The sequence below is a fragment of the Paenibacillus sp. FJAT-27812 genome (assembly GCF_001273905.1).
Taxonomy (GTDB): Bacteria; Bacillota; Bacilli; order Paenibacillales; family Paenibacillaceae; genus Pristimantibacillus.
In genome coordinates, this window is record NZ_LIGH01000001.1 from 7,159,497 (window position 1) to 7,179,840 (window position 20,344).

General features: G+C 48.9%; 15 protein-coding genes. 4 read left to right on the top strand and 11 right to left on the bottom strand.

The window, feature by feature from the left end; all coding sequences use genetic code 11:
• Nucleotides 1-65: 65 nt before the first annotated feature.
• Nucleotides 66-1,208, top strand: a complete 1,143-nt coding sequence (locus ADU23_RS30815) for a YfbR-like 5'-deoxynucleotidase (protein ID WP_053377256.1) — start codon at nt 66-68, stop codon at nt 1,206-1,208.
• 74 nt (nt 1,209-1,282) lie between these two features.
• Here ADU23_RS30815 and ADU23_RS30820 read toward each other — a convergent pair whose 3' ends face one another.
• The 11 genes from ADU23_RS30820 to ADU23_RS30870 form a co-directional block, all read right to left on the bottom strand.
• Nucleotides 1,283-2,899, bottom strand: coding sequence for a glycoside hydrolase family 3 protein (locus ADU23_RS30820; RefSeq protein ID WP_053377257.1), 1,617 nt, complete (start codon nt 2,897-2,899; stop codon nt 1,283-1,285).
• Between the two features lie 46 nt (nt 2,900-2,945).
• Entirely contained in the window at nt 2,946-4,565 is a 1,620-nt protein-coding gene (locus tag ADU23_RS30825; protein ID WP_053377258.1) for a response regulator transcription factor, read from the bottom strand.
• Entirely contained in the window at nt 4,562-6,373 is a 1,812-nt protein-coding gene (locus ADU23_RS30830) for a cache domain-containing sensor histidine kinase (protein ID WP_053377259.1), read from the bottom strand. Before ADU23_RS30830 ends, ADU23_RS30825 begins: the two co-directional genes overlap by 4 nt.
• Before the next feature lie 21 nt (nt 6,374-6,394).
• Nucleotides 6,395-7,240, bottom strand: a complete 846-nt coding sequence (locus tag ADU23_RS30835; RefSeq protein ID WP_063846123.1) for a carbohydrate ABC transporter permease — start codon at nt 7,238-7,240, stop codon at nt 6,395-6,397.
• A complete protein-coding gene (locus ADU23_RS30840; protein WP_053377260.1) occupies nt 7,240-8,121 on the bottom strand; it encodes a carbohydrate ABC transporter permease in 882 nt (293 codons plus the stop codon). Before ADU23_RS30840 ends, ADU23_RS30835 begins: the two co-directional genes overlap by 1 nt.
• Before the next feature lie 93 nt (nt 8,122-8,214).
• Nucleotides 8,215-9,582: an extracellular solute-binding protein gene (locus ADU23_RS30845; RefSeq protein WP_053377261.1), complete on the bottom strand. Its 1,368-nt coding sequence runs from the start codon at nt 9,580-9,582 to the stop codon at nt 8,215-8,217.
• A 195-nt stretch (nt 9,583-9,777) separates the two neighbouring features.
• Nucleotides 9,778-9,966 carry a hypothetical protein gene (locus ADU23_RS30850; RefSeq protein ID WP_053377262.1) on the bottom strand — a complete coding sequence of 63 codons (189 nt, stop codon included), beginning with the start codon at nt 9,964-9,966 and terminating at the stop codon, nt 9,778-9,780.
• A gap of 8 nt (nt 9,967-9,974) precedes the next feature.
• The gene (locus ADU23_RS30855; RefSeq protein ID WP_053377263.1) at nt 9,975-12,878 is read right to left on the bottom strand and encodes a DEAD/DEAH box helicase; all 2,904 of its coding nucleotides are present in this window, start codon (nt 12,876-12,878) and stop codon (nt 9,975-9,977) included.
• Complete coding sequence (locus ADU23_RS30860) at nt 12,875-14,488, bottom strand: SWIM zinc finger family protein (RefSeq protein ID WP_053377264.1); 1,614 nt, start codon at nt 14,486-14,488, stop codon at nt 12,875-12,877. Before ADU23_RS30860 ends, ADU23_RS30855 begins: the two co-directional genes overlap by 4 nt.
• A gap of 148 nt (nt 14,489-14,636) precedes the next feature.
• A complete protein-coding gene (locus tag ADU23_RS30865) occupies nt 14,637-16,391 on the bottom strand; it encodes a sensor histidine kinase (RefSeq protein ID WP_231637563.1) in 1,755 nt (584 codons plus the stop codon).
• Nucleotides 16,392-16,516: 125 nt separating this feature from the next.
• Complete coding sequence (locus tag ADU23_RS30870; protein ID WP_053377265.1) at nt 16,517-17,191, bottom strand: tetratricopeptide repeat protein; 675 nt, start codon at nt 17,189-17,191, stop codon at nt 16,517-16,519.
• A 215-nt stretch (nt 17,192-17,406) separates the two neighbouring features.
• Between ADU23_RS30870 and ADU23_RS30875 the strand changes: the two genes are divergently transcribed.
• The 3 genes from ADU23_RS30875 to ADU23_RS30885 all read left to right on the top strand — a co-directional run bounded on the left by ADU23_RS30875 (nt 17,407) and on the right by ADU23_RS30885 (nt 20,320).
• Entirely contained in the window at nt 17,407-18,981 is a 1,575-nt protein-coding gene (locus ADU23_RS30875) for a catalase (protein WP_053377266.1), read from the top strand.
• A 265-nt stretch (nt 18,982-19,246) separates the two neighbouring features.
• Complete coding sequence (locus ADU23_RS30880; protein WP_053377267.1) at nt 19,247-19,807, top strand: CAT RNA binding domain-containing protein; 561 nt, start codon at nt 19,247-19,249, stop codon at nt 19,805-19,807.
• Between the two features lie 12 nt (nt 19,808-19,819).
• Nucleotides 19,820-20,320: a PTS sugar transporter subunit IIA gene (locus ADU23_RS30885; protein WP_053377268.1), complete on the top strand. Its 501-nt coding sequence runs from the start codon at nt 19,820-19,822 to the stop codon at nt 20,318-20,320.
• The last annotated feature ends 24 nt before the right edge of the window (nt 20,321-20,344 follow it).

The following is a 20,344-nucleotide window of genomic DNA, read 5'->3' on the forward strand; positions in this document are numbered from 1 at the left end:
AATAACATAGACATTCCTGTACAGTAACGATAACGATTGAATTCATGCTGGCAAAGGAGATAACGATGAAAAACGGCAAGTTCACCAACACGATCATCCGTATGCAATACGTGCCAAGGTGGAGCGAATACGCGCCTCGTTTCGAGGACAATGCTTCCACGCATAGCTTTAGATGTGCCGCCTTGTCCATTCTTATCGGTATCATTGAAGAGAAAGTGTGCAATGAGCCGATCGACAAATTGAAGCTGCTCGCCAGAAGTTTATGGGGCGATTTAAATAACACGGGGACAGGTTCCATTAAGCACGTCACCAAGAAGGAATCGCTCGTCATGAATCATATCCGCGACTTCGAGAAGGAGCTGAGCAAGGAGATCGTCTCCTATCTCTCGAAGTCTCTTCAGCCGCAGGCGTATGATTATATCGTAAATGCTCAGGATGACACGCATATCGGGCGATTGGTCGATGCCATCGATACGCTGGATGCTTACCTGTATTGTCACCGGGAATCCAGATACGATACGAACCCTTTCTTTCATGCGAAACATCAGGAGCTTAGGCAGACTCTGCTTGATACGAAGCTCGAATCTATGGAATGGCTGCTGAACGAGTATGACAAGCAGGACGGCTTTTATGAATTCATCCAATACATCGTCAATTTGGACACGGTAAAACGGTGGAACGGCAGCTATAACCTCGTTCCGGACAATGATGCAACCCATTCCTTCCGCGTAGCCTCGCTTGCTTTGTTTAATGGCTTACTCGAAATCGAGCGCTTCGGCAGCACGAACATCGATCTTTATAAGCTGCTCGCCAAAGCAACGCTGCATGATTTGCCCGAGGCGTTGTCCGGCGATGTCGTATCGAATTTCAAGCATAACAATCCAGACATCAAGCATGCGTTCGAGCAGTATGAGAAGGAAACCGCGCGGTTTATGATCAATAAGCTGCCGTCGCTCTTTCACGAGGACATGATCGAATTTATCGCGCACAGCAAATCCGATGATTATATCGGCGAAATGGTCGATATTGCAGACAAGCTGGATGCCTTGATCAAGGCTAGCCTGGAGATGCGCAACAACCCTCATTACGCGGACACCTATTATCACCAGCTCGTCAAAATCCAGCATCGCTACGAGAATCCTTGCGTTATTTTTTTTCTGGCCTATATTTTGCATGATTTGACCTATTCGAATCTGATTGGACAATAGCTGCAACACTCACCAAACATGAAAAAGACCGCGAGTATCATTCACTCGCAGTCTAACATCCTTATTCGTCTACATTAGCTGTCGGCGGCTGCGTTCCAGCCAAATGGATACGCCGCCGATATCTCAAGCGGCAGCTTCCCTATCGGATTTATGTCGCCCAGCAACGCTTTCGCTGCTGCCGCAAGCGCAAGCGGCCTGCATTCATAGACAGCAACATAAGCTTTCACCTCGGGATAAAGCAGCAAATCCAGCGGATTCCGAACCGAGATGGCTACCGTACGCTCCGGCGCCAGCTTGACAACCTCACGCGCAATATCGCGCTCTAACGGATGTTTGGAGGCATCGTAGGTAACAACGATAATTTGAGCGAAGCGATCCAAATCCGCAAGCGGGTTGTCGCTGTTCATCCGCCGCTCCACCACATTAGCCCCGTACTCGCCGAGGAATTGGCCTAAAGAACCGTCACCGGATAGCATCTCATCCGCTACCGATACGGGAACAATGTCCGGCCATAGCACAAGCGTGCTTTCGCTGCGGCTCAAAGGCAGCAATCCGCCATCATTTTTCACCAGCGTAACGGAAGCTTCGCTCCATCTTCTCGCCACTGCTTTGTTTGTCTCCGTACCGATTGTTGGCTCAACCTGCTCCCACGCCTTCAAAGGTTCATCAAGCTCAAGCTTCACCTTAAGCGACATAATCCGGTCAAGCGCCTCATCAATGCGCGCTTCGGAAAGCTCACCCTTCTCTACAGAAGCAATAACCGCTTCCAGAGCAGCCCATTGCTTCTCAAACGTGTGGCTAATAAGCACCATGTCCGCTCCTGCTTGTAGCGCTTTGATCGCTCCTTGCGCTGGCCCATAGTTTTTGTCGATCGCATCCATCTCCAGGCAGTCGGTAACGACAATGCCCTCATAACCAAGCTCCTTGCGCAGCAAGCCCGTAATGACCGGCTCGGACAACGTCGAAGGAACGCCTGTTGGATCAAGCGCCGGCAAGCACACATGCGCGGTCATAATGCAGTCCGTGCCTGCTTTTATCGCAGCTCTGAAAGGTTTCAGCTCAATCGCTTCCAGCCGCTCGCGGCCATGGAGAAGAATTGGCAGTGCATGATGAGAATCAACCGCGGTGTCGCCATGTCCCGGAAAATGCTTAACCGTCGCAGCTACCCGCGCTGACTGATAGCCAAGTACGGCTGCCGCTCCAAGCTCAGATACAACATCCGAACGGTCGCTGTACGACCGAACGTTAATGACAGGATTGTCCGGATTGTTATTCACGTCGATACAGGGCGCGTAATTCATCGTCACGCCAAGCTGGCGCAGCTCCTCGCCGCATACGCGCGCCGTTTCTCTTGCGCCTTCCGCAAGTCCGGCCGCTCCAATCGCCATATTGCCCGGCATAAGCGTAACGCCGTCAACCAAGCGCGCCACCATCCCGCCTTCCTGATCAATGGCGACGAACAAGGGCGGCTGGCCTGCATTTTTCGCAATGCTCTGAAGCTCGCCGCTAAGCTTATGTACCTGCTTCGCATCCTTCACGTTGCGAGAGAAATAAATGGTGCCGCCAATGCCATTTGCTTCAATTAACCGTTTAATTTGCTCGGTCGGCTCATAGCCGTGGAAACCGAACACAAATAGTTGACCAATTTTTTTATTCAGGCTCCAGCTTTGCCATTCACGCTGTATCGTCATTTCTTACCCCGTCCTCCCAATGATTGAACTTTGATCTAAGCGGTTGTTAGTTATTTCCAATATTATCTTGCCGCCTGCTGCGGAAGTCCGTTGGATTCTCGCCCGTATATTTCATAAACACCTTCGTAAAATAACGCCGCTCCGCATACCCGACTTCCTTCGCAATCTGCGCTACGCTCTTTGGCGTATCCGCCAGCATCGCCTTCGCACGCTCCATCCGCTGCCGCGTTACATATTCAATGAACGTTTCTCCGAACGTTTGTTTAAACAATAGACTGAAATAAGAAGTGCTTAATCCGACATGCGTTGCCGTTTCCTCCACGCTAAGATCACGATACAGGTTGCGATCCAGAAACGCTTTAGCCTCGGTCATCGAACGCTCCGACTGCTTCTTCTTATCCATCGACTTCTCTGAAACCGCGTTTGTCACCTGACGGATAACCGACAGCAAATCCTTGATTCCGAAGCGGCGATCCAGCCTGCGCCACAGCATATCCTCCTGCTCGCGCGTGAATACCCCCATTTCCTTCATTTCCCGCATGAGATGCAGGACGAAGAAATGTAACAGCGGTTTAACTCGGTTAAGCGAAGGCTCGTTCATTCGCTGGAGCAGCTCGGTAATGCTATTGAGCTCTATATCGACAGCTTTTGTGTCTCCGCGCTTAACGGCTCCAATAATTTTTTCTGCCGTTTCCCAAAACGCTTGATCCGCTTGCGATGATTTTTGCTGATCGGATGGATAGATCGCAATGCTGTCATGCTCCGGCGTAATTTGCATGCCCTGCTGAACTTGCTTATAAGCGTGAGACAAATCGGCAACCGCTGCAAATTCCCGATAAATGCCTGCAAACAAAGACAGCTTTACATGGCTTTTTATCGCGGTGAGCAGCATGTCAGCCCAATCGTTTATGAGCGTTAAGTCAAATTCAGCTGTTTTTTCAACTTCGATAAGGACGCACCATTCGCCATCGCGAATTTGAATGACGGCATGATGCAGCCCGTTTTGCTGCAGCTTCTCGCGAAGGACGTTACATACGGCAAAGTTCCACAGCTTCCGCTCCTTGTCCGACCAATCGCGCCAATCTCTCGTTTTCTCGGAGCTGACATCAAGATCAAGCACAATTAAGACGAACTGCTGCTGTTTCAGCTGCTGCTCATCTCCGGTCAATAGCCAGTTATCCGCGGTAACATCGGTGTAATCCATGATGATATCGTATAAAATCTTTTCACTGGCCAGATCAATCATTCGGCCAAGCTTCTGCTTCTCCTCTTGCAGCTGCTTTTGTTTACTCCGCTGGCTCGACATCACTCTGGCAATGACGCCCGTTAATTCATCGTACGGAATGGGCTTTAGTATATAATCATTCACGCCGAATTGAATAGCCGTTCGCGTATACGCAAAATCCTGATACCCCGACAGCATAATAATGTCGCAGGCCATCTCTTTCTCACGGATATGACGCACTAGCTCCAAACCGTCCATTACTGGCATCCTAATATCGCACAGCAATAAATCGAAGGTTTGATTCTCCATCAACTCCAATGCTTCAACGCCGTTTTTGGCCGTTCCTCCAACAGTAAGTCCAAGCATTTCCCAGGGAATAACTTTTTCCAGATTTCTCGTAATATGCGCTTCATCATCGACTAGGAGAACCTTACCGGTCATAGCTGATCACCTCTGCTCTTCGGAATAACACAACGAATAACGGTACCGCTGCCCTCCTGGCTGCAAATCCACATGCCATAAGCAGGGCCATAATGAATGCGAAGGCGATCGGCCACATTTCGCAGGCCAAGCCCTCTTCTTTCGCCCATCTCTACAGCATTTGGCTGCTTGCTGGAAGGATTCAAACCATTCGCCAGCTTAGTTAATACGCTGGAACTCATCCCAAGTCCGTTGTCACGGACCATAATAACGATGCTGTGAGGCTGGGCGGTTACATCTATCGTAATGACGCCCTGCCCATCCTCATAGCCGTCAAAACCGTGCTGGATGCTGTTTTCTACCAAGGGCTGCAGCGTCAGCTTCAATATGGAATAATCAAGCGCCTCTTCTTGAACGTTGAGCTCATAGCTGAATAGCTCCTCGAAGCGGTACTTCTGAATTTCCAAATAACTGCGCACATGCTCGATTTCTTGGTTTATTCTTATTTCTTCCGAATGATGCATGCTCGTGCGGAGCAAATTGCTTAATCTGCGTACCATTAACATAATCTTGGCGCCTTCGTTTTGCGCAGCTAGCGCATTAATCGACTCCAGCGTATTAAATAGGAAATGCGGCTTGATTTGAGCCTGCATCAGCATCATCTCCGCATGCTGCTTGCGGGCCTGCTCCGTACGTACCTCGCTGAGCAGATTCCCGATCCGCTCCACCATGCTGTTGAAGCTGTTCGCAAGCAGGACGGTTTCGTCCTTGCCCTGCGCAGTAACGCGAATGTCGAGCAAGCCTTGCTCGACCAGTCTCATTTTGCGGACAACCTTGATGATCGATTTGGCTACTCGGTTCACGAAGAAGACGTTGAAGAGTACCGCCGATAACAACCCAAGCACGGTAATCATCCCAATCCATTGCACGAACCGCACATTCTCATTCGTTAGCGAATCCCAAGGCTTCACCGATACAAGAATCCATTCGTTGCGATCGAGCTGATATGAGGAAACCAAACTATCGATACCCTCGAACTTTACTCTGGAGCTCATATAGTTATCCGTTTGCTGTGGAAGCGCGTCCGTTTGTTCATTAATGTTATGGCCGTCAAATTCACTGCTGCTGTCCAGCATAATAAGGCCAGACTTGTTCACGATAAGATACCTTGTCTCAGCCGCGTCCGCCTTCGGATTTTGAAACGCTTTGAGCATGCTCGAAATCTCTTCCGTCTTATACTGCGTAATCATGACGCCAAGATCGTTAAACGACTCGATATCCTTTACGACGCGCATTTGCGTAAAGAGCGGCGGCTCAACGCCAGTCAGCTCCCGCTGCTCGTACGGGCCGATCCATAGCGGTCGTCCGCCAAGCGCCATCACTTCTTTGTAAGTGGAATGCGCCTTCAGCATATCAAACGAAATCGGCTTGAATGTCGTTGGGTCGTTGCGATAAGAGCGGAACATCGTACCGTCCTTCGCATACATGACGACGAAGCTTACGGCGGGATGCTGAAACAAGATCCGTTTCATTTCTTTCTCCGCTTGGTTGATCGCGATGAGCGTACTGGCGTCATTAGACGTATACGAGCTGTATTTGAGCGTATCCTGCACCTCCGAACTTGTCAGATTGCCGTCGGAGAGCTGATCCAGCTCGCGAAAAAAGTAACGAATGTTGCCTCCTACCGCCTTGAGCGAAATTTCCGTTTGCTCGCTATATTTTTTCTCGAGCAGCGTCTCTGAATTTAGGAAAGAGAATATGCCGAGGCCAATCATCGGAATGATAATTAGACATATGAAAGCAAGCATCAATTTCGGTCTCAAGTTCATCTAGTAGACTCCTTTTTCTATTTACCCTTTTACGCTGCCCGCCGTCATGCCTTCAATGATTTGGCGCTGCAAGAACATATACACGACTAGAACCGGAATGATGCTTATGATGACCGCTGCGGAGAGCGATGCAAAGTTAGTGCGGTAACCATCATTAAAGGTAGCCATGCCGGTAGGCAGCGTTTTGAGCGATTCAGACGTTATGAATAACTGGGATAAAATATATTCGTTCCAATTGGAAATAAAATTTAAAATAAATACGGTTACAAGCGCCGGCAAGGAGATCGGAATGATCACTTTGAAAAACAATCCCGTCGCGCCAAGCCCGTCCACAATGCCCGCTTCTTCCAATTCATTAGGAATCGATAGCATAAAAGCATATATAATAAACACGGTAATTGGCAAAGCATAAGTGCAGTATACCAAAATTAGCGACCAATGCGTATCATATAATGGCTGTCCGAACAACTTAATGCCTTGCACCAAACGGTACAGCGGAATAAACAAAGCACCCGGAGGCACGATAAGTCCAAGCAAAATAAATTGGTAAATCGCTTTGTTCGTTTTCTTGTATTTCATGCGCGCGATTGCAAACGAAGTCATCGCTGCGAAGAGCAGCGTAAGCACACATGCGATTACCGTTACAAAGGTGCTGTTCCAAGCATATTTTCCGATATTCGCGGTTTGCCATGCGGCAACATAGTTGTCAAAATTAAAGCTGGTTGGCAGTGCCCATGTATTGACTGTGATCTCACGATTCGTTTTGAAGGAAGACATGAAAAGCCACAGCAAAGGGAAGAGCAATACGATTACATAACCAAATAAAAAAGTATGCATCCACCATTGTGAGTTACCGGAACGTTTCATCAGTATTGCACCTCCTCGCTTTTCGTGATGCGTTGCAAAATGCCAGTAAGCACTAAAATAATAATGAACATCGCTACCCCGATCGCGCTGCCATAACCAAGCTCAAGCGAACGGAAGCCTACTTTAAGCATGTATGTCGACATAACCTCCGTGGATTGGAACGGACCGCCATTCGTCATAATTTGTACGATATCAAGCACCTTCATCGTTCCCGAAACGGTGAGCAGCAGCATAACGAACAGGATAGGTCTGACGAGAGGAAGCGTAATAGACCATGTTTCTTGCCAGCCGTTAACGCCATCGAGCTTGGAAGCTTCGACGATCTCTTTCGGAATGTTTAGAATAGCCGCCAAACATAACACAATGAAGAAGCCGATATTTTGCCAAGCGTTTGCAATTAGAATCGAAAGCATGGCAAGCTTCGGATCGGACAACCATTCACGCGCCCAGCTCTCTGGTGCAACCAGTCGAATAAACTGATTGATCATACCGGAATCATAGTTGTAGAGCACGCCGAACAAAATCGCTACTGTAGCCGTCGAGATCACAACCGGCACGAATACGGCCGATTTGTAAAAGTCACGCATCCGTCTAACTTTACTGATAATAATCGAAATCAAGAAGACGAGCGGAATGTTCACAATTAAGGAAAAAGCCATAAAGTAAAAGTTGTTCAAAAGCGCTTTTCTAAAAACCTCATCCTGCCACAATCTCGTAAAGTTATCGAATCCGATAAATACCTTCTCGGTAATGCCGTCCCAACGAAAGAAGCCATAAAAGAACGAAATGATGACCGGATAAACAAAAAATAAAGCGTATAATGCAAGCGTCGGAATAATGAACGCCACGTAGGTAATTGGATTTTTGAGAGCTCTGTTCATAATGTCCTCCTTTTATCCTGGCGTTAAAAAGGGTGTCCTCCTGGAAGGAAGGACACCCTCTCGCCCATCAGGAACGATTGTAATGTCATGCAATTACTTCGCTGCGTTAGCCTTGTCTTGCGACGCTTGAATTTTTGCTGCTACTTTTTCCGGTGTCGTCACTTTACCGATCAACTCTTGGATACCAACGTTAACGTCAGCGCCTACAGCTGGTTGAACGATTGCATCATAAGCTTTCCAAGAAGAAGAAGCGTTAGCCATTACAGTCAAAATTTCAGTTGTAAGCGGGTCTACGCCGGACAAATCGCTAAGCTTCATGGAAGGAAGCAATTTGTCTTCAACCAATGTGCGTTTTTGTACTTCTTCCGTGTAGAAGTTAGCGATAAATTTCTTAGCTGCCGCTACTTGATCTTCATTCAGGTTTGCAGAGAAACCAAAGCCGTTCGAGTAGGAAGCATTGATGGAGGTTTGGTCGCCTGCGCCGCCATCGATGGACGGGAATGCGAAGTAACCGATTTGGCCTTTCAATTCGCCTGCTTCGTCGCCGGAGAAGCGGTTAGCATCCCAAGTTCCTGTGAACACCATAGCCGCTTTGCCGGATAGCAATTGTGCGCCTTGATCAGCGTAAGCAAGGCCAAGTGCGCCTTTTGTAAAGTAATCTTTGTTCACGAGCTCTGCATAGGAAGCAAACCCTTTAACGAAGTTCTCGTCTGTCCATTTCGCTTCGCCGGATACCACCTTGCTGAATGCATCGATGCCAACGTTGCGCTCCATAACTGTGTTCCACAACATCCCGTTAACCCAGCCGTCTTTTGCAGCCAAACCGAATGGCGTGTAACCGGCAGCTTTAATTTTTTCGGAGATTTCAAGCAATTGCGCCCAAGTCGTAGGAATTTCCAAGCCTAGCTCAGTGAAGATTTTTTTATTGTAGAAAATCGCTTCGCTGTATCCGCCGAAAGGAAGGCCGTATACTTTACCGTCAACTGTGAACTCATCCAAGCTTGCAAACTTGTCTTTAAGGCCAAGCTCATCAATGATTGGAGTCAAGTCCAGCATGCGGTTCGCTTTTACATAAAGATTAAGGTCAGCGCCGCCGAATACTTCGAAAATATCAGGAGGGTTGCCTGCAGCCATTTCAGCTTTCAGCTTTTGATCGCGGTTAACGATCTCGTCAATGCCTTCTAGCTTGAACGTAAGGCCTTTGTTTTCTTCCTGTGTTTTGGCAACGACATCTTCTAGAATTTGCAAACGAGTTTTGCTCGTTTCTTTAATTTGTGTATGGCGCAAAGACAAGGTAACGTCCTTAGCTTCTGCAGGTGCGTCTGTAGTCTCGGCAGGTGTATTTGTACTGTTTGTACCTGCGTTTTTGTTCGTCCCTGCATTGTTGTTAGCACCGCATGCCGTTGCGACCAGCATGATCGATACTAAAAGGGTGGCAAGTAGAGTGTGTTTCTTTTTCATTGGGAAGACCTCCTCGTTTATGGTGCTGCTTGTTTGCCTCGCATCCTTATTATAGTCGCCTTTGAACAATGGTTAGGAGGTCCAAATAACGACGAGTTAGGGATACTATCCTCTTATTTGGGATTGGAGGGATAAAAATTTAAAGCCCGCCGGGTTACTTTTCCCGACAGGCTATGTCATGTAGTTAGTCTTATATTAACGCATGTCAAGCGTTATTTGTTTAACCGCGTCATAAAATCTTCGCCATTCGGTGCTCGCGCCCTCATTCTGGCCATTTCCCAGCGGCGTTTCCTCAACTGCATGTGAGGTTTGAGCGGACTGATTCGCTTTTGCCGTTTCGAGCATTAATTTTTCCTGTTTGGCACGGATGCTGCCGTCTGTCATTTATATCCTCATCCCTTCAACCAGCTTTTTCGCAGTGCAAAAAGCTCCCTCAGATCGTCGGTAGACATTTCCGTTATCCACTGCTCGGACTGACCGACGACTTGATCGTTCAGCGATTGCTTTCGCTCGATCATCTCGTCAATCTTCTCCTCAAGCGTGCCGAGCGTAATAAACTTATGCACATGAACCTCTTTTGTTTGTCCGATTCGGAACGCCCGGTCGGTCGCTTGGTTCTCCACCGCAGGATTCCACCAACGGTCAAAATGGAACACATGGTTCGCAGCGGTGAGGTTAAGCCCCGTGCCGCCAGCCTTCAGCGAAAGTACAAAAGCGCAGCATGGCTCCTCCGTATTTTGGAACTGATCAATCATTTGATCCCGCTTCGCCTTTGGCACTCCGCCATGCAAGTAAGGCACCGGCAGGCCAAGCTTCTCCTCAAGCAGCTGCTGGAGCTGATGCCCCATCTCGATATATTGCGTAAAGATGAGGCAGCGTTCGCCTTCCGCTGCGATCTCCTCGCACATTTCAAGCAGACGTGCCACTTTATTAGAGCGGTCCACTTCCCATAAAGCTGTTTTTTCCTCATCCGCAAGCAGTGAAGGATGATCGCAAAGCTGCTTCAGCTTCGTTAATGCGGCAAGAATAAGGCCTCTTCGCTGCATCGGGCCGAGCTTATCCAGATTCTCTAGCAGATCCGCCACTAAATTTTCGTACATGGCACCCTGCTCTGCCGTTAGCGTCATATAGGTTTTCGACTCATTCTTATCCGGCAGCGACAGCTGAATCGAAGGGTCTTTCTTGATTCGCCGCAGCATAAACGGCTTCACCCAGCGCTGAAGCCCGGCGATCAGCTTCTCATCCCGCGTTTTCTCAATCGGTGTAACCACTTCCTTGCGGAACTCGTTAATGTTGCCCAAGTAACCGGGATTAATGAAATCATAGATTGACCAGAGCTCGGTCAGCCGATTCTCCATCGGCGTTCCCGTAAGCGCAATGCGATGCCCCGCCGGCAGACGCCTAATGGCGGTTGACTGCTTCGTATATATATTTTTGATGTTTTGCGCCTCATCGAGGCAAAGCGCATCCCAATCGACCAAGCTTAAATCTTCCTCGTCTAGCTGCGCGAGCGAGTAGGAGGTAATGACCAGATCCGCGCCCGCAACCGAATCGCGGAATTGCTCTCCCTTATCCCGCTTATTGCCATAATGCAGCATCACTTGAAGCGAAGGCGCGAACTTCTCAAGCTCCTTCTCCCAGTTGCCGATTACCGACGTCGGGCATATAAGCAGGGAAGGTCCGCCAGATTGCAGCTTTCTCTCCTTCAAATAGACGAGATAAGCCATAAATTGAATCGTTTTGCCAAGCCCCATATCATCCGCAAGCACGCCGCCGAGCCCGAACCTCCTTAAGAAGAGCAGCCATGATACGCCCTCAAGCTGGTAGGGACGAAGCTCGCCCAAAAACGTTGGCGGTATTTCGGCGAGCGGAATTTGCGATGTTTGCTGGAGCTGAGCGAGCCAAGACGTTAAATGCTCATTCAGCTCAATTTCCGCTTCCAGATCATTGTCCAGCTCACCCGTTTCATCGAGCGGAATTCCGCCTTTTAGATGCATCTCCAGAACATCTCGGAATGAGAGCCCCTTGCGCTTGCCCATCCGCTTCAGCCATTGTTTAATTTGCGTCACATCCTGCGGGTCCAAATGAACCCACTCGCCGCCGATATTGAAAAGCCGGCGGTTCTGCTCCGCCAAGTGGAGAAACTCCGCCTCGGTCAGATTCACGTCGCCAAGCGCAAGCTTCCAGTCAAATTGAACAATTTGGTCAAGCCCGAACATCGGCTGTGCAGCCGAACCCACTGACGATTTCATCTTGGCTCTTAGCCGCAGCTTCCGTGAGCGAACCGCTTCCCACCAGCTAGGCAGAAGCACGGGACAACCCGCTTCCAGCAGTCGAACGCTTGCTTCCTCCAAAAACTTCCACGCCTCATTGTCCGACAGCAATTCCCTAAGCTTGCTCTCATCCTGCATATCCTTCAGCTCAGGCAGCGCCGTCGTCCATTTCATCTGCTCTTTCGCTAGCTTGCCTTCAAGCAGCGGCAGCCATTCCGCTGGTATCGCGCGACCATCCTCGGTGTCCGCTTCCCAGCCATCCTCATTTTCATTAAGCCGAATGGGCAGCCACTGCCCCCCATTGCGATCTTGCAGAACAGGACGAAGCCGCCACAAGGACGACTCCATCGGCTCAACGAGCTGAAGCGCGGTACGAAACGGCAGAACATCCTTGCGAAGTCCGATCGCGATGAGCCAATCTTCCTCATCGGCCGACTTCCTTCTTAGCACCGCTTCGCCTGAAGCTGTGCCTATAGCGTTCCATGCCTTCGCCGCCTGCTCGTTTTCGGCGATCATTTGCTCGACAGCGCCGCTGATCCAGTGTTCGCTCCCATGATCGCCATTTTGAAGCGCCGCTTGCACATTGTTATTCCAAGCCGCAATTAGATCATTCTCGTGCTCCGGAATGTCCATGCGCCAGCTGCGTTTATCTTCCGTCCATCGCTCCCAATCGGGCGCAAACCAGCCATTGATCAACGCGGTCCGTATTTGCCCTGCCATTCTCATCAGGACGGACAAGCGGTCCGTCCATTCTAATTGAAGCAGCCGCACATGCTGCGGCGAAGATAAATAATCCATGGCAAGCAGCGGCGGTACTTTCAGCAGCTTCCGTTCGCCAACGCTAATCTCTTCGATATCCGCCCCGTACCAGGATGCCTTATGCCATGCAAACAACAAGGAGCGAAGCTTGCTATCGGCCGCATCCTTCCGATCGACTGCGCTTAACAGAACCGAGGCGTCGCCTTCCTCTTCGTTCCAAAACCCGTCTATCATTAACTTGCGCGCGCCAATGAATGTTTTCATGTAACGATTTTCCCTTTCCACAGCTCTTCCTGAAAAGCTCTAAGACGCTGATGTTTCCGTACAAGTCCTGCAATATATTGATCCCATCTCGGTGTATCCTTGTCTGCTTTATATAAACGCTCCAGCTTCTTCAGCTGCTTAACGGCTATTCGGTACCCTTGCCGGTTGCGAGTCTGAATGGATGCCTCCACCGACTGATGGTAGAGAGGCATTAACGCATGCGGAGCAAGCTTCGCAATTTCGCGCAGCGCATGAGCGCCGACATCCTCCGGACGGGAACCCACGAGCATCTGCAGATCGGCCCATTCCTCATAACGCTTCTGATCCAGCCAATGGTCAGATAATTCTGAATAGGAATGAGGCAGCAATTGCGTCATGTAGTCGGTCCATATTTGCAAATCCGGACGGTCGAGATCGGCTCGGCGGCATAACGTTACGAACGGGCCAACCGAACGGCCGTTTTTCACTTTGTTGACTCGCTCGAACAGAAAGCTCATCCAGCGCTCCACGAGCTCCCATTTTCCTTCTTCCATCCGCTGTGCCGCGCATGGATACATCACCTTCTGCGAACGCTCAAAGCTCGTTAATGCAAAATGTTGAATCGCAAGTTCATCGTTTTTGTCAAAAAAGTACATAATGCCAATCGCGGTATGCAAAAACTCCTTATTGACGCCTTCCGCATCCTCTGCATGAGACAGCTCGACCATCGAGGTTAGCTCGCGCTCAAACCAGCTGCGGTTTTCGGATAGCTTCTCGCAGAAGGCCAAATAAATATAGCCCCAGTCAAAGAGCTGCCGCTCCGTGCTGGCTGCCCATATCTTCACATGTGCGATCAGCGCATCCGCCCAAGCCTCTTCCTCCGGCCCCATCGTCTCCGGCGTCAACTCGGATATTAGCGTATAGAGATGCTCCACCCAAGGCTCTGCCATACGGATAAACGACATCTCATGGTAATATCTGCTGAACGAATCAACCGTATTAATGGCTCGCTCTGCTTGCTCCAGCACGAATAGAATAGCCGTTGACCAGTGCAATCGCTGCATCGGCTTCTCCCAGTCCTTCGCGAGTCCCTTTAAGGATGATAATAAAGGCTGCAGCGCATGCAGAGAATGGCGGCACTTCCGCCAAACCTCGCCATGCGTCTCCTCCATCCAGCTCAGCCACTCCCCGGCGGTCGCAAGTGCGCCAGGGTCGCGGGGAGCGACGGGCAATTGCGGCTGCGGCTCAACCCTTGCCGCCTGCGAAGTCTTCAGCAGCGAACTTGCAGATGAGAGTCCGAGCAGTCGGAAATAGGATCGTTCCGCTAACCCATGCCCCCCCTCCTGTTGACTGCAATATTGAAAATATACGGCAGCCATATGCTTGCAAAAACCGGTATATGGGCAGGTACAGGAGCTGTACCGCAAGTTGCTTGCATCTAATATAACAGCATAAAGATCCGAGCCCTGAACGACGCCATATAAATGATCTTGGCTGCCTTCATTCGCGCTGTTCACTTTGCCTTCCATGTAATATTGCCAACCTCGCTTCATAATCGTCGTTTCGACGTGAACGTTTAACTGTTGTTCAATCAGCGCGTGCAGCTTTTCATTGAGGTGCATTAGAGACATTCACCCGCTTCCTTTCCGTTCACTTGCATTCTTTCTATTATACCAAGCCGAAACGGCTGTTGCCATCATTTGGCGTCAAATGCCTGATCTGGAGCAAATAAAAATGCCTTACCGACCCGGAACTCCAGTCGGCAAGGCAAACTCTTTATTATAATGGCATTTTTATGATAAACGTTAATTTTCCGGTCGGCTCCGCAGTGACGTGAACGTCTCCCTTATACTGCTTCGCAATCGACTTCACAATGGATAGACCTAGACCTTGATGGTCCTGCTGCTTGGTCGAATAACCCGCCTCGAAAATAGGCTTCGATATCGCTTCATCAGCGTTTTCACACGTATTCGTAACGGTAAACTCCAGGAAATCAGCCGTCTGCTTGCCAACGAGCGTAACATGCCGCCTGTCCTCCGAATATTTCAGCACTTCATCAAAGGCATTATCGATCAAGTTGCCGAGCATCCGATTGACGTCAAGCGTCTTAACGCCCATTTCCTGCATATTAAGACCGGTAAACGAGCAGCTGAATTGAATTTTATTGCTCTCCGCCTGCGAAATTTTGGAGCGTACAAGTGCCGCTATCGCCGGATTGCCGATATTAATAATATCGTTCATCATCCGGATATCACCGGTCAGCTCCTTCGTGTATGCAACGAGCTCCTGCGATTTATCGAGCTCCGCGAGAGAATGGATCGTCTGCACGTGGTTTAAGAAATCATGCCTTTGCGCCCTTATCGATTGGAACATTTGGTTGATCTCGTCCACATAGGTTTCTTGCGTGACGCGTACCACCTTATCGCGCGAATGCCTATAATATCTCATCGCAACAACGGCAATCAGCAAGCTTAAGCCGGTTACGATCAATATTATGATGCCTAAATTGAGAAACTGCGAATCAAGCTTTTCTTGAATGACATGATAATCGGAAGTCAGCATCAGCACGTAGCTATTCATCGGCTGGCCGTCCCGATCCGTTATGTTAATCCCTTTTTCATTCACGAATGTCGGAATATACATTTTGTAAATTTCTTTACCGTTAATATTTTCACGAAGCGTAACTGTCTTCTTAGAAAAATAGGCTTTGCGCACCATGCTCGTATCCTGCGCCGACTTTATCGAGTACGTGCCATAAAAAATCGGCTCCTGTACTTTATGGCCTTGCACTTGGCCTTCCGGATTAATCGTTGCTTTCCCATCCGGGAACGTCTCCGGGTTTATGAATGCAATCTCTAGTAGGGAGTCGCTGCTCTGGACCGAATTTTCGATCATGCGATGAACGCCAGTGGCGATTTCATAGGCTTCCTGCCGCTCATAATCCACGTAGGGATCGATGATATAGTTTGTTGCACCATCGTAATAGTATCCCCATTTGTTAAGCTGATCCACGTTGGTCGTAGATACCTCGAACGGTCCGCTCCAGAAATTCGGAAGCGATTGTCCAAGCCAGTCCACCGAAGCATTTTTGTTCTCGAACAGCTGGTTAAACACCTCGTACCATGGCTTCCAGCTTTTCGTGCTCGTATTCACTTGTTTTTCGTTAGAGGATTTGTATAGCACAATATCATCGGGTAATTTCTTGAGAAGTGTGATGTGGCTGAGGTCCAGCTTGTCGCGCAGCTCGATCAGCTGCTCAGACGTTACTTTCTCGATATCGGGATCTAGAGCATATTGGATAGCGATCGAAGCGGCGCGAAGCTCACGGCCGATCTGATTTTGGAATTGCTCGGAGCCTTCGCGAGATTGTTCTAGTGAAATTTGCAGTCGATTTGCATGGTTCAGGAGTTCTTCGTTAAAAGAGTCTTCCAGCGTTTTTTTGGTAAGAAAATAATAAGCCGTATTGTTCAATAAAACTAAAACGACGATAACGCTAATTGCCACAAGCCAAATATTGCGTTGCATCTCCTGCATCTTGCCCTTCTATCTATTATAGCTTTCATTATGTAGCATCCTAAACCAAACGACAATACTCTTTCCACTAACAAATGATAACAAATATACGGTCATCAAAAACAAAATAAACGAGATTGCTGGCGTTAACCGGTTGTCTTCTTCCACCATAAACGAACGGCCCATTTGCGCTCCTGACGTTTCTTGTAACGAGGCAGCATCCGGTATATGCGAAGCCCCTCCTCCGTGGTGCGCTTAGCTTCCTCCGCATTTCCAAGCTGCTTATAAATGGATGTTAATTGGTCATAAGCTTCGCAGGACGAGGAATTAATCGCTTGAAAAGCTTGGATATAGGTGAGCGCCTTCTCGGTTTGTCCGCTTGAGTAATGGGATGCCAGGCGCAGGTACGGCGCTCCGTATTTGACTCGCGGATTAAGGTCCAGACCTCTAAGCATGCAGGCAACCCCGCGTTCCTCATCGCCTGTATACAAATAACTCATGCCGAGGTCATCCCAGAACTCAGCGGAATCCTCAAGCGTATGCTGCAGCGGTTCAAGCCATCGAAGAGCCTCTCCATACTTCTTTCTCTCGATTAGAAGCCTGGCAAGCTCATGCTTGGAGGAGACATCGTTTGGGGAGCTGTCTATTTGCTGTTTCAGCTTTTTTATTCTAGAGAGTCTTTTTATAGGTTTAAAGAGGCTGGGCGTTAACCCGACAAAGCGCCGGTCTAACATATAAAGCAGGACTAGCATGACGAGGATAGCGATAAATGGGTTGCCGAACAACCATATCAAGAAAATGAAAAGACTAAATTTTAACATCTTATCCCCCTACAAAATGTATAATGGAATCTGCTTTCAATGCAAAACCCAGCGATTTATTGTACAAATATGGTTCGATTATACCATAATTTTCTCGATTATTGAGCAATACTAGCAAATTGTCATCTTACCCGAGAGGTGCATAATAATTAGGCGAAAGACTCAAACTAGTCGCGTATTTAGGCATATGAAAAAAAAAGGAGGATGATCATGTTATGGCATCAAATGATACGCCAGACCAAACACTAACGACTAGGCAGGGCCATCCCGTCATTGACAACCAAAATATCCGGACCATCGGCAACCGCGGTCCCTCAACGTTAGAGAACTATCATTTTATTGAGAAAATCTCACATTTTGACCGCGAACGCGTTCCTGAGCGCGTCGTGCATGCGCGGGGCGCTGGGGCACATGGCTATTTCGAGGCCTATGGGAAGCTCGGCGATGAGCCGATTGCCAAATATACGAGAGCGAAGCTCTTTCAAGAGGCAGGCAAGCAGACGCCTGTATTCGTTCGATTCTCAAGCGTTATTCACGGCGGCCATTCCCCGGAGACGCTTCGTGACCCGCGCGGCTTTGCTACCAAGTTTTATACGGAGGACGGTAACTGGGATCTTGTCGGCAACAATCTAAAAATATTTTTTATTCGCGACGCGATGAAGTTTCCCGATATGGTGCATGCCTTCAAGCCTGATCCGGTCACGAATGTGCAAAGCATGGAACGTTTCTTTGATTTTGTGTCCCAGTCTCCTGAAGCAACGCATATGATTACCTTTTTGTTCTCCCCATGGGGAATTCCAGCTAATTACCGGCAAATGCAAGGCTCGGGCGTGAATACATACAAATGGGTGAATGCCGAAGGCAAAGGCGTTCTCGTCAAATATCATTGGGAGCCGAAGCAAGGCATACGCAACCTGCGGCAATCTGAAGCTGAGCAGCTGCAAGGGAAAAACTTCAATCATGCCACTCAGGATTTATATGAGGCAATCGAGCGCGGCGAGTATCCGGAGTGGGAGCTTCAGGTGCAGTGGATGAGCGACGACGCGCATGATGAGCTTGATTTTGACCCGCTTGACGATACGAAGCTGTGGGATCCCGAGCTGTTCCCTATGCTGCCTGTCGGCAGGATGGTTCTGAACAAAAATCCGGAAAACTACTTCACAGAGGTTGAGCAAGCCGCATTCGGCACTGGCGTATTAGTGGATGGACTGGATTTCTCCGACGATAAAATGCTGCAAGGGCGTACATTCTCTTATTCCGATACGCAGCGCCATCGCGTAGGCACCAACTATCTGCAATTGCCGATCAACGCGCCGAAGAAGCCGGTTGCGACCAATCAGCGCGACGGTCAGATGGCTTTCTATATCGATATTGCGCCTGGCCAAAATCCACATGTCAACTATGAGCCTTCAACGATGGGCGGCTTAAAGGAAGCATCGCCATCCGGCGAGCCGCATGAGCCATCCTATTCAGCTAAGCTGACCAGGCAGCCCATCGACCGGCAAAACAATTTCAAGCAAGCCGGCGATACCTATCGCAAATTCGAGCAATGGGAGCGCGACGAGCTCATTGAAAATTTAGTGGATGCACTTAGCAACTGCAGCTCGGTCATTCGCGAACAAATGATTAAGCATTTTTCCGAAGCTGACAGTGAATACGGGAGTCGTGTAGCCGAAGGCCTTAAGCAAAAGGATAAGCATCTTGCGGATAAAGGGCATGTCGGCACAACGCCGGCAAACGAAGGAATGGAGATCGCAAGCGAGCTTGGACATTCCACCGATGGCTATTGAAAAAAGATGAAAGTGTAATTTTTCAAGCGAGCATCCTCTTGACGAAAGCGCTTTAAGTTAATATGATGTTACTATTCAAGCGAATGATTGCAAAACTCATTTAATTGATTTTAACGATCATCCATAACCATTTGGCGTGTTACTCATCCATTGAGGCATGAGCCAAGAAAAGATTACCATCTAATGTCGAATTAGAGCGGTCTTCTTTTCTTGGCTCTTTTTTTTGCCAATTGGGCACCTTAATGACAAAGGAGGGATTTCAAGCATGGCTCGCGCATTCCGGGTAGAACGTGCGATCGGCAACAATGTTCTGTTAACGGCCGACACGCAAACCGAGAGAGAATATGTCATTTTCGGCAAAGGGCTTGGCTTCGCGCTGAAAGCCGGCCAAACCATCGCCAGCACGGACCCGCGTATCGAGAAGCGATTTCGCTTAGACGATACCGAACAGATGAAGCAGTACCACTCCTATCTCGAGGAGATCGATCCCGGAATCATCGAAGTAACAGAGCGGATTGCGGACCATATCAAGCAGATGATCGGCGTTGATGTGCATCCGAAGCTATATTTCGCCTTGCCGAGCCACATCCAATTTGCTGTTTATCGGCTGCGTAATGGCATGGATATTGTAAATCCTTTTCTAAACGAGACCAAAAAGAGCTTTCCGATGGAATATGAAATCGCAGCTCGATTAGCGGAATGGATCAGCACGCAGTTCAAGGTTGCGGTGCCAGAGGATGAAATCGGATTTCTAGCGCTCCATATCTACTCCGGTATTCATAATGTAGCGGTAGGACAAATTATCAAACAAACAGATCAACAATAGGAGGACTAAACCATGTTATCCAAACTTTTCGGAAAATCAAAACAAAAATCGATTGAAATTACGGCACCATTGTCAGGAAAGATTGTGCCATTAACTGAGGTGCCGGACGAGGCGTTCGCAGGCAAGCATATGGGCGACGGGCTCGCGATTGAGCCATCAGAGGGCAAAATTATCGCGCCATTCGACGGTACGGTCTCCCATCTCATTCATACGAATCACGCCATCATTATTGAGCATGCTTCCGGCTTGCAGCTGCTTATTCATATCGGAATCAACACCGTTGCTTTGAACGGCGATGGCTTTAATGCCCATATAGCTTCAGGCGACAGCTTCCAAGCGGGCGATACGCTGATATCATTTGACCAGGACAAAATCAAGGCAGCCGGATATCCTACCGTCACGCCGATCGTCATCGCTAACGGGGATGATGTGAAGCAGCTTGAGCATCTAGTCTCAAGCGGCATTGCCGCTGCCGGGAAAGACATGCTGCTGCGCGCAGAAATGAACAGTTGACCCTAAAACCCAACCATACTTTGA